Raw genomic sequence first — 12,986 nt, forward strand, 5'->3', positions numbered from 1 at the left:
ACGCGCGGCCTCGGCGCGCCGCGAAGGCCCGGTGCGCAATCTCACCGCGGTTCAGCGCGCTCGCGATCGCGGGCACAAGCTCGCCAGGCACATGGCCCCAGTGTGTCCTGCGGCTCGTGCAGGATTCACAGTTGCGCGGCTACGCGTTCGAGGCGGCTCTCGGTGTAGGAGGCGATCTGGTCGACGATCACCCGCACCCGGGCGGTGTCGTCGGCGGCGGTTTCCCACCACGGTTGCAGGAGCGGGTCGAGGGCGGCGGGTCCGGTGGCCAGCAAATGCTCGGCCACGGCGATCAAGCGGTCCCGCTGGGCGGCCTGACGGAGTTTGTGGTCGGGGTCGGACATGACGTAGCGCAGGGCGACCGTCTTCAGGATCGCGACCTCGGCCGCGGCGACCGGCGGCACCAGCAGGTCGGCGGAGTAGCGGGCCGGCGGACCCGACGTTGCCTCGCGCGTGGTGACCACCGCCGCGTTCGCGAACCGGCCCACGAGTTCACTGGTGAGCCGCTTCAACGCGACCGAACTGCGCAGCGTGCCGTCGTAGCTGAAGACATCGGCCACCACCGGCAGCTCCGAGAGCCGCTGCGCCGCGGCCACCAGATCGTCGACCGACAGCGCGCGATGCTGCACATGCCCCAGTTCGGCCAGGGCCACCCGCTCCACCGGATCGGCCAGCGCGCGCAGGTCGATGCGGCCGGCGATGATCCCGTCCTCCACATCGTGCACGGAGTAGGCGACATCGTCGGACCAGTCCATCACCTGGCATTCCAGCGCGGGCCGCCGCTCCGGGGCATCCTTGCGCACCCAGGCCAGCCGGTCGGCGTCCACCTCGTAGGCCCCGAATTTGCCGCCCGGTTCGGTGCGCTGCCACGGGTATTTGATGCAGGCGTCGAGAGCGGCGCGGGTGAGGTTGAGGCCGGCGCTGTGGCCGTAGGAATCGAGGACCTTCGGTTCCAGCCTGGTCAGGATGCGCAGGTTCTGGGCGTTGCCTTCGAACCCGCCGTGCTCGGCGGCGAAGATATCGAGGGCCTTCTCACCGTTGTGCCCGTAGGGCGGATGGCCGATATCGTGCGCGAGCCCGGCGAGTTCGGCGAGATCCGGGTCGCAGCCGAGACCGTCGGCGATACCGCGCCCGATCTGGGCGACCTCGAGGGAGTGGGTGAGCCGGGTGCGCGGGGTGTCGCCCTCGCGGGGACCCATGACCTGCGTTTTGTCGGCCAGCCGGCGCAGCGCGGCGGAATGCAGTACCCGGGCACGGTCGCGTGCGAATTCGCTGCGGTGCCCGTTACCGCCGACGCCGGTGTCGACCAGGCCGGCCGTTTTGGGGGCCTCGGTGACCAGGCGTTCCCGGTCGTGCTCGGTGTAGGTCATCGCACCAAGTCTGCCAGCCAGGGGTGACGTCCCGGAGTTACCGGCGGCACCGCACGATGAAATGTCACTGACCGGCGGTGTAGCTGAAATCGTCCGCCGAGAAATGGGTGAGCTGATACCAGAGCAGCGCCGCGGTCTCCCGGGCGATCCCGTGCGCCTGCGATTCGCGCGTGTACACGGCCGGGCCGGTACGGGTGGGGGCGGTCCACGCGTCGAGTCCGGCGTCACGGGCCATGGTGCGGGTACGCAGCGAATGCCAAGGGTCGCTCACCAGGACGGCCGACCCGAGCCCGCGCTCCTGCATCGCCGCGGCCACCGCCTCGATACTGCGCAGCGTGTCGGACCCCGTCTCCACCGCGAGCACCGCGTCCGCCGGGACGCCGGCTTCGGTGAGGTACATCTTCCCGGAGGCCGCCTCGGTGTAGAGGTCGCCTTCCTGTTTCCCGCCGACCGTGATCACCAGATCCGAAACACCCTGCTCGTACAGCCGCTGGGCCTGATACAGCCGGGCCTCGAACACCGAGGACGGGGTCCCCGAGTACTGGGCGGCCCCCAGCACCACGATGGCGTCCGCCGGGGTGTAGTCCTCGATCCGCGCCACCTGCCATACGCGCACCGCGGTCCCGAGTAGCAGCACCAGCCCCACCACCACGGCACCGCTGATCAATCGTCCGGTCCAGCGCAGAATCACGGCACCGACCCCGCGCCCGGCAGGGGAATCGGCGCGTGGCTGCGGCCGCGTACGCACTGGTGCCCAGTTCACCCTGTCAAGTCTGCCAGGCGGGTTCCGGGCCCCGGACGGCGCGCGGCCGCCACGACGCGGGTGACGGCGGTGCACCGGTGTCCGGCAGCGACGCCGTCCGGTGCCGGTCCATCGGCTGGGATCCGGCAGACGCGACACCGCCCGAAAACGGGATGGATCGGACATTTTCGGTGACGAGCCGCCTTCACATGTGAATTTCCCGTGGATCAGGGTCGAACACCGGTAGATTGTGCTGCCGATACGGACTTTTTGTGATTGGCTGTTCATCGGCGAGATCTGCTGCGTCACCAGCCGTTCCCCGGTGGCCCCACGGATCCGCCTTACTTATGCGTCAAGCCGCAATGATGCGGCATGTCCTGGAACTGTTTTGGGAATCCTGGGAACAGATAACGGCCCGTGGCCGTCTCGGTGAGCACTTGGAGTACACGATGCCTGGATGGAAGAACGCCGCAGCCGGTCTGGCGGTAACCCTCGCCACTGTCCTCGCCCCCGCGGTGGCCACGACGACCGCCCATGCCGCGCCGGCGCATTGCCCCGGACTGTACGTCGTCGCGATCCCCGGAACCTGGGAGACCTCGAAAGCCGAGCCCGGCAAGGGCATGCTCGCCGCGGTCGCCGACGGCCTGCCCAACGGCGCTGCCACCGACTACGTGGCCTACACCGCGACCGCGTTCCCGTGGGAGGGCGAGGTCTACGGCCGCTCGAAGAACGAGGCGATCGCCGGTGCGCGCGGTCTGATCTCCGAGGTGGCAGGGCGCTGCGCCAACACCCGCTTCGCTCTGCTCGGCTACAGCCAGGGTGCGGACGCCGCCGGTGATCTCGCGTCCGAAATCGGCACCGGGCTGGGTGTCGTCCCGGCCGACCGGGTGGCCCTGGTCGGGCTGATCGCCGATCCGCGCCGCTCCCCCACCGATAACCTGATCGGTCCGGCGGTGCCCGGCGCCGGCGCGGGCGGGCCACGACTGACCGGTTTCGGCTGGCTGAGCAACCGCACCTATACCTTCTGCGCGGTGGGTGATCTGTACTGCTCCACCCCCGAGGGTGATTTCGCCGCCCGGATCGCCGGTTTCTTCGCCCAGGTTTCCAACGCCGACCCCGCCCAGTTCGGCAATTACCACTCGCTGGGTCTGGAACTGCTCAACGACGCCCTGGCCGCCGGTGGCCTCGGCCTGCTGCACGATCAGCTCAACGGCGCGGCCTACGAGGAGCGCAAGCAGCAGATCGACGACTTCGTGAAATCCGGTATCCACCAGAGCTACCCGAACTACCGGGTCGCCGGTGGCGCCACCGCGCTGTCCTGGCTGCGCCAGCAGCTGGTCGCCCTCGCCTGATCCGATCCCGCCGCAGCGACACCTACGGCCCGGCCACACTCCGGCCGGGCCGTAGGCATATCGTCACCAGCCGCGGCTCTTCCATTCGGCCAGTTGCGGCCGCTCGGCACCGAGGGTGGTGTCGTCGCCGTGACCGGGGTAGACGACGGTGTCGTCGCCGTAGCGGCCGAACAGTTTGCTGGTCACCCCGTCGAGCAGGGTGGTGAAATCCTCCGGCCGCCATGTTTTCCCGATACCCCCCGGAAACAGGCAGTCTCCGGTGAACAGATGGGTCCGGCCGGACCCGTCGGTGAGGGCCAGGGTGACCGAGCCCGGGGTGTGCCCGACCAGGTGGATGACCTCGAGCGTGAGGTCGCCGACGGTGACGGTGTCCCCCTCGGCCAGTAGGCGCTGCGGGGCGACCGGTAGCGGGTCGGCGTCCAGCGCGTGCGCGGCGGTCGGTGCGCCGGTCGCTTCGGCGACGGCCGCGAGGGCCTGCCAGTGGTCGGGGTGCTGATGGGTGGTGACGATCAGGCCGACCCCGTCCGGCGCGGCCTGCCCGACCAGTTCGACGATCCGATCCGCGTCGTTGGCGGCGTCGATGAGCAGCGTCGCGCCGGTGGCGGCGCACTGCACCAGGTAGGTGTTGTTGTCCATCGGGCCGACCGACATCTTGGTGACCCGGGCGCCCGGAACCTCCCGGCGTTGCGCCGCGCCACCCGATTCGACGTGGCCCGTATAGGTCGTTTCGATGGTGATCACACCCCGATGCTAGCGAGGCCCGTGGCAGCCGGCGTGACCGCCGAATCACCGCGGGCGCGATCGAACCCGATCGGCCCTCTCCGCTCCTGCCGCCCGGCTACCCGCGAGCGGGCGCCGGAACGGCAGGAACGGCAACGGTGCGGGTCAGCAGCCGAGCAGGCGCTGCGCGAGATAGCCCTCGACCTGGTCCAAGGCGATCCGCTCCTGGGTCATGGTGTCGCGTTCGCGGACCGTGACGGCCTGATCCTCGAGGGTGTCGAAATCGACCGTGATGCAGAACGGGGTACCGATTTCGTCCTGGCGGCGGTAGCGGCGGCCGATGGCGCCGGCGTCGTCGAATTCGATATTCCAGTTCCGGCGCAGCTGCGCGGCGAGATCCTTGGCCTTGGGCGTGAGGTCGGCGTTGCGCGACAGCGGCAGCACCGCGGCCTTGACCGGGGCGAGCCGGCGGTCGAGGCGCAGCACGGTGCGTTTGTCGACGCCGCCCTTGGCGTTCGGGGCCTCGTCCTCGGCGTAGGCGTCGACCAGGAACGCCATCAGTGAACGGGTCAGGCCAGCCGCCGGTTCGATCACGTACGGGATGTAGCGTTCCTCGGCGGTCTGGTCGTAGTAGCTGAGGTCGACACCCGAATGTTCGGCGTGGGTGGAGAGGTCGTAATCGGTGCGGTTGGCGATACCTTCCAGCTCACCCCATTCGCCGCCGGTGAAACCGAAGCGGTATTCGATATCGGTGGTGCCGGCCGAATAGTGCGACAGCTTCTCTTTCGGGTGTTCGAACAGGCGCAGGTTCTCCGGATCGATACCGAGGTCGGTGTACCAGGAGAACCGGGTGTCGATCCAGTACTTGTGCCATTCGGCGTCTTCCCCCGGTTTGACGAAGAACTCCATCTCCATCTGCTCGAATTCGCGGGTGCGGAAGATGAAGTTGCCGGGGGTGATCTCGTTGCGGAAGCTCTTGCCGATCTGGGCGATACCGAACGGCGGCTTCTTACGCGCGGTGGTCTCGACGTTCTTGTAGTTGACGAAGATGCCCTGCGCGGTTTCCGGGCGCAGGTAGTGCAGGCCTTCTTCGTCGTCGACGGGACCGAGGTAGGTCTTCAGCAGGCCGGAGAAGTTACGCGGTTCGGTCCATTTGCCGGGCTGGCCGGTTTCCGGATCGTTGATATCGGCCAGACCGTTGGCCGGCGGGTGGCCGTGTTTGGCCTCGTAGGCTTCGAGCAGATGGTCGGCGCGGTAGCGCTTGTGGGTGTGCAGGGATTCGACCAGCGGATCGGTGAAGGTTTCCACATGGCCCGAGGCCACCCAGACCTGCCGGGGCAGGATCACCGACGAGTCGAGGCCGACCACGTCCTCGCGGCTGGTGACCATGGAGCGCCACCACTGCTTTTTGATGTTGTCCTTGAGCTCGACGCCCAGCGGACCGTAGTCCCACGCCGATTTGGTACCGCCGTAGATCTCACCACACGGGTACACCAGCCCCCGGCGCTTGGCGAGGTTGGCAACGGTGTCCACCTTCGACTTGGGTGCCACGCGAGAACTCTCCATCCACTACGTAATCGCCAGTAGTTACGCTGCCCGGACCGGGCACACGTGATCGCGGCTGCCGCGGTGTTGCTCAGTCGTGCACCGCTGATCGGGTACAGCCTAATGGCCGGTGCCAACCGCTTTTGCACCCGCATCGGCGCGGACATTTGACATGCATATCCGTGCATATCAAAATGGGACCGGTTTCCAATAAGGAGTGGACCATGACAACCGACACCGCCGCCGTCGCCCACAACCCCTACCGGTCCCCCGCCCCGGCCCCGATACCGTCGCGGACCGTGCTGGAGAACGCCGGCGAACTGCTGCGGGCGCTGGCGGCCCCCGTTCGCATCGCCATCGTGCTACAACTGCGGGAGTCGCCGCGCTGTGTGCACGAACTGGTGGATGCCCTCGGTGTCACACAACCGCTGGTCAGCCAGCACTTACGGATCCTGAAATCGGCCGGGGTGGTACACGGCGAGCGTTCCGGCCGGGAGGTCCTCTACGAGCTCGTCGACGATCACCTGGCACATATCGTGGTCGACGCAGTAGCGCACGCCGAAGAAGAAGGGTAATTCGTGTCCGAGAACCTGGTCACCACGAAAGGGACCGCCGCACAGAAAGCAGTCGGTATTCGCACCACGCGGCAACGCAACGCGATCGCCGCGCTCCTGGAGGATATCGACAGGTTCCGCTCGGCCCAGGAACTACACGACGAACTACGCCGGCGCGGTGAGGGAATCGGACTGACCACCGTCTACCGCACGCTGCAGTCGCTGGCCGACGCCGGCATGGTAGACGTGCTGCGCGCCGACAACGGGGAATCGGTGTACCGGCAGTGCTCCACCGGCCATCACCATCACCTGGTGTGCCGGCATTGCGGTCGCACGGTCGAGGTCGCCGGGCCCACGGTCGAGGCCTGGGCCGCGAGTACCGCGTCGAGCCATGGGTTCACCGAGGTCAGCCACACCCTCGAGATCTTCGGCACCTGCCACTCCTGCTCCGGCGTCCGGAGCTGACCACAGACGACAACGGCCCGCCCCCCTCACCAGGGGTGGCGGGCCGTGCCGTTCCCGGGGTCAGGCGGGTACCGGCACCGCTTCCGGATCGCTGGGTACCGGTTCGGAACGGCGGCCGTCGCGCAGCGCGCCGATACCGAGTAGAACCAGCGCCAGCACCGCCCATCCGGCCAGCACCAGCAGCGGGCCCTGCGCTCCGGCCCAGTCGAAGAACGCGACCGAGCGGATCAGCGAGGCCGCCGCACCGGGCGGCAGCAGCTGGCCGATCGTTCCCCAGGGCTGCGGCAGCAGTTCCGGTGCCGAGGTGGCGGCGGAGAACGGGTTGCCGATCAGCAGCATCGTGAGTGCGGCGATGCCGATCCCGGCGCGGCCGATCACGGTGGCCAGGCCGGTGACCGTGCCGGCGACCGCGAACGAGACCAGACCGGCGACCAGCGACAGCTCCAGGTACGGGCCGGGGACGATGGACAGCCAGGTCTGGGTGACCAGCATGCTCAGCAGGCCGCCCGCGACACCGAAGGTGAGCACCCCCGCGATCCGGCCGAGGGCCGAGGGAACCAGCAGGGTCAGCAGTACTCCCCCGGCGATACCCGCCATCACCAGCGGCAGAGCCATTGCGCCGAAACCGGCACCGCGCGGATCGTCCGGGTCACCGGGGACCACATCCTCGACCGGCACGGCCGGCGCCCCGGACATCAGCTGCCCGATCTGGGTGAGCTGCTGGGCGACCGCCGGGCTCGCACCGGAGGCGACCAGCATCCGCGGCGCACCGTTGCCGGTGACGATCGCCCCGTAGACCTCGCGGTCGCCGATGGCCGCCCGGGCCGCCGCCTCGTCGGGCACCGTGGTCAGTTCGAAGGCGCCTGGGTTCTGGCCGGTCAGCCGGGCCTGGACCATCTCCGCTTGCGGGCCGGCGACGGCCAGGGGCAGATCACGCGGGGCGATATTGGTCGCGGGCCAGGCGAAGGCGATCAGCATCAACGCTTGGAGCAGGGCCGCGCCCAGCCCGATGGCCACGGCGCGCTGGATGACGTTCATGACGTTCTCCCCAGAAAATCGAAGGCTCGTTCTTTTTAACGATGTCCCTACCGTCGCACCGGGTACCGCGACTTGTCAAGAACGAACATTCGTTTTAGTTTGGGGTATGCCCCGAGTCAGTGACGAACACCTGGAACGCCGCCGCCAGCAGATCCTCGACGCCGCCCGGACCTGCTTCGTCCGCAAGGGGTTCCACCAGACCTCCATGCAGGACGTCTTCACCGAATCGGGACTGTCGGCGGGCGCGGTCTACCGGTACTTCAAGGGAAAGGACGAGCTGGTCATCGCCCTCGCCTCCACCGCCGCAGGCGATATCCGTGCCCGGATGACCGAGGCGATCGAACGCGACCCACTGCCGACCCCCGCGGAACTCGTCGCGCATATGACGGCCTGGATCGACTCGCAGAGCGGCCCCGAAGGCCGATTGCGGCTGGCGCCACAGGCCTGGTCGCTGGCCCTGATCGACCAGGCGGCCGCCGAACCCGTACGCAAGACGATGACCGGCATCCGGGCTATGTGGCGCGCATACGCCGTGCGCATGCAGGAGCAGGGATGGCTGTCCCCCGGCACCGATATCGACGCGGTGTCCACCGCTCTCTTCGGGCTGCTACCGGGCTATGTCCTGCAAAGTCTGCTGACCGGGGTGGACCGCGACGAGTACATCCGCGGTATCGGCATCCTGCTGCCCTACGGGCCGGCCGGCGCCGGCCGGACAGCGACCAGCGGGACCGGACACGCCGGTCAGGGCAGCAATCCCTGACGCGCCTCCCCGGCCCCGCCGAGCACCAGCAGCAGCATGGTGGTGAGCGCCTGATCGTCGAGTCCCGCCGCCGGGAAGGTGTACCGCAGGATCACATCGGCGAGCTTCCCGTGTGCGATCAACGCGATCGACCCGAACTGCAGCGCCGCGTTCCGCTCGGCGACCCGCTTGTGCAGCTGCGGTTTCAGCGGCCGGTCCCAGGCCAGCACACAGGTCAGCGACAGCACGTCCAGGCCCCGGGTCAACGTGAACGCGCTCAGCGAGCACAACGCGCCCTGGTAGTCGAACCGCAGCGAACCGTCGTTGTCGACCCGGACATCGATATCGTGCAAACCCAGGCCCGCACCCGCGCGCGCCTTCAACTCGATATCGGGCGCCAGCTCGCCGGAATCGGGTTCGGAAGTCATTTGGTACCACCGAACCGGCGGTCCCGCCGCGCGTACTCCAGACAGGCCTCCCACAGATTGCGCCGATCGAAATCCGGGAACAGCGTGTCCTGATAGACGAACTCCGCGTACGCGGACTGCCAGATCAAGAAGTTCGAACTCCGGTACTCCCCCGACGGCCGCAGGAACAGATCCACATCGGGCATATCCGGTTCGTCCATGTACCGGGCCACCATGGCCTCGTTCACCTTCTCCGCATCGACCTCACCGGCCGCCACCCGGCGCGCGATCTCCCGTGCCGCGTCGGCGATTTCGGCGCGGCCACCGTAGTTCACGCACATGGTCAGCGTCATCACGGTGTTGTCCCGGGTCAGCTCCTGCGCGATCTCCAGCTCCCGGATCACGCTGCGCCACAATCGCGGTCGCCGCCCCGCCCAGCGCACCCGCACCCCCATCTCGTGCATTTCGTCGCGGCGGCGCCGGATCACATCCCGGTTGAATCCCATGAGGAACCGCACCTCCTCGGGGCTGCGCCGCCAGTTCTCGGTGGAGAACGCGTACGCCGACAACCACTGGACGCCGATCTCGATACAACCCTCGACGGTGTCCATGAGCACGGCCTCGCCTTTTTCGTGCCCCGCGGTCCGCGGCAACCCGCGCTCCTGCGCCCACCGGCCGTTCCCGTCCATCACCAGCGCCACATGCCGCGGCACCAGTTCCCGCGGGATCTCCGGCGGCCGCGCCCCGGAGGGATGCGGCGCCGGCGGGCGGACTGTACGGGTACCGGCGGACACGTCCGAACCGGCAGAGTCACGACGCAGGATCACGCTGAAAAGGGTAGCTGTGCCGGTTTGCGGCGCCTCCGGCGCCGCAGGTTTCGGCCGGACGCTATGGGAGGCTGCGTTCGATCAGCGGGAGGGTGCGCAGTTCGCGTTCGAGGTGCCATTGCAGGTGGGCGGCGATCAGGCCACTGGCCTGGCGGCGGGCCGATTCCGGGATCTGTGCGACCCGGTCCCAGCGGCCGTGGCGCAGGGCCAGCAGATGGTCGAAGACCGCGGGGGCCGGGGTGGCGGCGCCGGGCGGGCGGCAGTGCACACAGACCGCGCCACCGGCGCCGATATGGAACGCGCGGTGCGGGCCGGGGGTGGCGCAGCGGGCACATTCGTCGACGGCGGGGGCCCAGCCGGCGTAGTCCATGGCCCGCAGCAGGAAGGCGTCCAGGACGAGTTCGTGCGGGCGTTCCCCCGCGGCGATGGCGCGCAGCGCGCCCGCGGTGAGCGTATGCAGCCGCGGGACGGGAGCGCGTTCCTCACCGGCCAGGCGTTCGGCGGTTTCGAGAACCGCGCAGGCGGTGGTGTAGCGGCCGTAATCGGCGACGATGGCGGTCGCGAACGCCTCCACGGTGTGCACCTGGGTCACGGTGTCGAGGTTGCGGCCGGGGTACAGCTGGATATCGACGTAGGCGAACGGCTCCAGCCGCGCACCGAACTTCGACTTCGTCCGCCGCACCCCCTTCGCCACGGCCCGCACCACCCCGTACTGCCTGGTCAGCAGCGTGACAATGCGATCGGCTTCGCCCAGCTTGTGCTGGCGCAGCACGACGGCATGGTCCCGGTACAACTGCACGGGCTCAGTCTATTGGCGGCGGGTGCGTACCAGGAGACCGGCCACATGCGCACACGCCGCCGTCCGCGCGCCCGCGGCGTCACCGGAGCGGATCGCCGCGAGAATACGCTGGTGTTCGTCGACAGCGATCCGCCGGTTGTCGTCGTAGGTCCACATATCCGAGCGGTACAGGTGGGCCTGGCCGTCGAGCCGGGCGAGCGCCTCGCTCAGCGGTTTGTTGGCCGCTATCTCCCGGATCGCGGTATGGAAGTCCAGATCGAGGCGGGCATCGCGGCGTTGATCCGGCCGTTCGCCGAGCAGCGCCCGCTGGTCGGCGATCATGGCCGAGAGGTCCGCGATATGCTGCCTGGTCGCGTGCAGGGTGGCCTGATAGGCGGCGAGTCCGTCGAGTACCTCGCGCACCTCGAAGACCGCCCGGATCGTTTCGTCGTCGACGGTATCGACCTTGGCCCCCGCATTGCGGGTGTAGACCGCGATACCTTCGTTGATCAGCTGCTGTACCGCTTCGCGTACCGGTGTCCGGCTGACGTTGAGTTTCGCGGCGAGTGCGGGCACGCTCAACGGCGTACCCGGTGCCAGTTCACCGGCGAAGATCTGCTCCCGCAGGGTGGCGTGGACCGATTCGGTGAGCAACGCGCGCTCGGTCGTGGTCATCTGTCTTTCTCTGCTGGTCTCGGCCACGCCTCACGCTAGCGCGCGGGCGGGCCGGGAGTCGGATGGTGGGCCGGGCGGGCGCCGGAGCGGCTACTTCTTTCCGGCAGAGGTGTGCCACCCGCCGATCAGCGCTTTGGAGACGGCGCCGAACAGCATGAACACGGCGACGCCGAACAGTGAGGCGAGCACGATCGCGGCGAACAGATCCTCCGATTGCAGGCGGCTGCGATAGACGTCGAGCAGCGTGCCGATACCCGGCTCACCCTTGGCGAAGAACATATCGCCGATGATCGCGCCGACCACGACCAGCCCGGCGGCCGTGCGGATTCCGGTGAGGATCGCGGGCAGGGCGGCGGGGAGTTCGAGTTTGATCAGCCGGTCCCATCCGGAAGCGCGGCCGAGGGTGAACAGTTCGTGCTGGCCGCGGTCCACCGACTGCAAGCCGAACAGCGTGTTGGTGATGATCGGGAAGGCGGCGATGATCACGCACACCAGAGTGCGGGCGGCCGTGCCGTAGCCGAACCACAACCCGATCAGCGGAACGATCGCCAGGATGGGGATCACCTGGATGACCACCGCGTACGGATAGATGGCCCGTTCCAGCCACCGGGCACGGCTCATCAGCGTGCCGACGGCGACTCCGAGGACCGCGGCCAGCACGAACCCGATGGCGGCGATCCGCGCCGTGACGGCGAGCGCTTCGAGCATAGGCACCACATGCGCTCGGTCGAGCAGTGATTCGGTGAGCACCCGGTGTGGCGCCGGGAGCAGGAATCGGCGTTCCGGCGCGAGCACCAGGTAGGTCACCGCATACCACGCGGCCAGGGCGGCGCCGAACGAAGCGAACGGTATCCCACCTGTTCGCAACGCGGCACGCAGCAGGCGCGCGGTGCGCCCGGGCCGGGTCGCGGCGGGGGCGGTGGTCGCGGTACAGGCGGGATGCCCGGTCACCATGGCGACGGTCATCGGGTACCTCCGTGCAGAGAAGCGGACAGCCGGGCGACGTAGCCGGTGAAGCAAGGGTCGTAGCGGAGTTCCGGTTCGCGTGGATAGGGGAAGTCGATATCGACGACGTCGGCGATCCGGCCCGGGCGCGGGGTCAGCACCACGACCCGGTTCGCGAGGAACACCGCCTCGGAGACGGAGTGGGTGATGAACATGGCGGTGAATTTCCGGTCGGTGTAGAGCCGCTGGAGTTCGACCTGCATATCCAGCCGGGTCATCTCGTCCAGTGCGCCGAACGGTTCGTCGAGCAGCATCACCTCGGGCGCCAGGGTGAGGGCACGGGCGAGCGAGGCGCGCATCTTCATACCGCCGGAGAGGGTGTGCGGCAGCTGTTCGGCGAATTCGCCGAGCCCGACAGCCCGGAGGGCGGCCGCGGCGCGGGACCGGCGGGCAGCCTTGCCGAGGTGGGCGAGTTCCACCGACAGCTCGACATTGCGACGGACGGAACGCCAGGGCAGCAGGGTCGGCTCCTGGAATATGAAGCCGATGGATTCGGTGGCGACGGCCACCGAGCCGCTCGACGGTCGGTCGAGTCCGGCCGCCATCCGCAGCAGCGTGGATTTCCCGCAGCCGGACGGCCCCACCACGGCGACGAAATCACCGTGCCGGATCCGCAGGTCGATACCGTCCAGGGCGGTGGTGCCGGTCTCGAATCGCTTGCTCACCTGGTCGAACGACACGGCGGTGTCGTTGGTCGGTGTTCGTGCGTCGCTGTCGGGCAGTGTGTTCGCGAGTCCCATCGCCAGCCTCCGGACTATTGCATGCAAAG

General features: G+C 68.6%; 15 protein-coding genes. 4 read left to right on the plus strand and 11 right to left on the minus strand.

Annotated elements, in window-relative coordinates:
* Nucleotides 1-125: 125 nt before the first annotated feature.
* Both ACQEVO_RS23095 and ACQEVO_RS23100 read right to left on the minus strand, forming a co-directional pair.
* Complete coding sequence (locus ACQEVO_RS23095; RefSeq protein WP_432916717.1) at nucleotides 126-1,370, minus strand: deoxyguanosinetriphosphate triphosphohydrolase; 1,245 nt, start codon at nucleotides 1,368-1,370, stop codon at nucleotides 126-128.
* Nucleotides 1,371-1,434: 64 nt separating this feature from the next.
* Nucleotides 1,435-2,133, minus strand: coding sequence for a YdcF family protein (locus tag ACQEVO_RS23100; protein WP_432916720.1), 699 nt, complete (start codon nucleotides 2,131-2,133; stop codon nucleotides 1,435-1,437).
* Between the two features lie 428 nt (nucleotides 2,134-2,561).
* Between ACQEVO_RS23100 and ACQEVO_RS23105 the strand changes: the two genes are divergently transcribed.
* Nucleotides 2,562-3,464 carry a cutinase family protein gene (locus ACQEVO_RS23105; RefSeq protein ID WP_432916723.1) on the plus strand — a complete coding sequence of 301 codons (903 nt, stop codon included), beginning with the start codon at nucleotides 2,562-2,564 and terminating at the stop codon, nucleotides 3,462-3,464.
* A 63-nt stretch (nucleotides 3,465-3,527) separates the two neighbouring features.
* On the opposite strand, the gene ACQEVO_RS23110 is transcribed toward ACQEVO_RS23105, so the two are convergent.
* Both ACQEVO_RS23110 and ACQEVO_RS23115 read right to left on the minus strand, forming a co-directional pair.
* Complete coding sequence (locus tag ACQEVO_RS23110; RefSeq protein WP_432916726.1) at nucleotides 3,528-4,205, minus strand: MBL fold metallo-hydrolase; 678 nt, start codon at nucleotides 4,203-4,205, stop codon at nucleotides 3,528-3,530.
* Nucleotides 4,206-4,349: 144 nt separating this feature from the next.
* A complete protein-coding gene (locus tag ACQEVO_RS23115) occupies nucleotides 4,350-5,735 on the minus strand; it encodes a glycine--tRNA ligase (RefSeq protein WP_432916729.1) in 1,386 nt (461 codons plus the stop codon).
* A 218-nt stretch (nucleotides 5,736-5,953) separates the two neighbouring features.
* Here ACQEVO_RS23115 and ACQEVO_RS23120 point away from each other — a divergent pair, with 218 nt between their 5' ends.
* Together ACQEVO_RS23120 and ACQEVO_RS23125 are read left to right on the plus strand one after the other, a co-directional pair.
* Complete coding sequence (locus tag ACQEVO_RS23120; RefSeq protein WP_280396901.1) at nucleotides 5,954-6,304, plus strand: ArsR/SmtB family transcription factor; 351 nt, start codon at nucleotides 5,954-5,956, stop codon at nucleotides 6,302-6,304.
* 3 nt (nucleotides 6,305-6,307) lie between these two features.
* On the plus strand, nucleotides 6,308-6,748 hold the full coding sequence (locus tag ACQEVO_RS23125; RefSeq protein WP_432916732.1) for a Fur family transcriptional regulator: 441 nt from the start codon (nucleotides 6,308-6,310) through the stop codon (nucleotides 6,746-6,748).
* Nucleotides 6,749-6,808: 60 nt separating this feature from the next.
* On the opposite strand, the gene ACQEVO_RS23130 is transcribed toward ACQEVO_RS23125, so the two are convergent.
* A complete protein-coding gene (locus ACQEVO_RS23130) occupies nucleotides 6,809-7,786 on the minus strand; it encodes a hypothetical protein (RefSeq protein WP_432916735.1) in 978 nt (325 codons plus the stop codon).
* Between the two features lie 106 nt (nucleotides 7,787-7,892).
* Here ACQEVO_RS23130 and ACQEVO_RS23135 point away from each other — a divergent pair, with 106 nt between their 5' ends.
* Entirely contained in the window at nucleotides 7,893-8,546 is a 654-nt protein-coding gene (locus ACQEVO_RS23135) for a TetR/AcrR family transcriptional regulator (protein WP_432916738.1), read from the plus strand.
* On the opposite strand, the gene ACQEVO_RS23140 is transcribed toward ACQEVO_RS23135, so the two are convergent.
* From ACQEVO_RS23140 to ACQEVO_RS23165, 6 genes are all read right to left on the minus strand, one after another.
* Entirely contained in the window at nucleotides 8,528-8,953 is a 426-nt protein-coding gene (locus tag ACQEVO_RS23140; protein WP_432916741.1) for a YbjN domain-containing protein, read from the minus strand. The two genes, ACQEVO_RS23135 and ACQEVO_RS23140, sit on opposite strands and share 19 nt — an antisense overlap.
* The gene (locus tag ACQEVO_RS23145) at nucleotides 8,950-9,759 is read right to left on the minus strand and encodes an isoprenyl transferase (RefSeq protein ID WP_432916744.1); all 810 of its coding nucleotides are present in this window, start codon (nucleotides 9,757-9,759) and stop codon (nucleotides 8,950-8,952) included. Before ACQEVO_RS23145 ends, ACQEVO_RS23140 begins: the two co-directional genes overlap by 4 nt.
* Before the next feature lie 61 nt (nucleotides 9,760-9,820).
* Nucleotides 9,821-10,558, minus strand: a complete 738-nt coding sequence (gene recO, locus ACQEVO_RS23150) for a DNA repair protein RecO (protein WP_432916746.1) — start codon at nucleotides 10,556-10,558, stop codon at nucleotides 9,821-9,823.
* Nucleotides 10,559-10,567: 9 nt separating this feature from the next.
* On the minus strand, nucleotides 10,568-11,212 hold the full coding sequence (locus ACQEVO_RS23155) for a GntR family transcriptional regulator (protein ID WP_432916749.1): 645 nt from the start codon (nucleotides 11,210-11,212) through the stop codon (nucleotides 10,568-10,570).
* A gap of 90 nt (nucleotides 11,213-11,302) precedes the next feature.
* Nucleotides 11,303-12,178: an ABC transporter permease gene (locus ACQEVO_RS23160; RefSeq protein WP_432916752.1), complete on the minus strand. Its 876-nt coding sequence runs from the start codon at nucleotides 12,176-12,178 to the stop codon at nucleotides 11,303-11,305.
* Nucleotides 12,175-12,957 (minus strand): ABC transporter ATP-binding protein, encoded by a 783-nt coding sequence (locus ACQEVO_RS23165; protein WP_432916755.1) that lies wholly within the window; start codon nucleotides 12,955-12,957, stop codon nucleotides 12,175-12,177. Before ACQEVO_RS23165 ends, ACQEVO_RS23160 begins: the two co-directional genes overlap by 4 nt.
* Between the last annotated feature and the right edge of the window lie 29 nt (nucleotides 12,958-12,986).

Source organism: Nocardia sp. CA-290969 (genome assembly GCF_050936135.1).
Lineage (GTDB): Bacteria > Actinomycetota > Actinomycetes > Mycobacteriales > Mycobacteriaceae > Nocardia.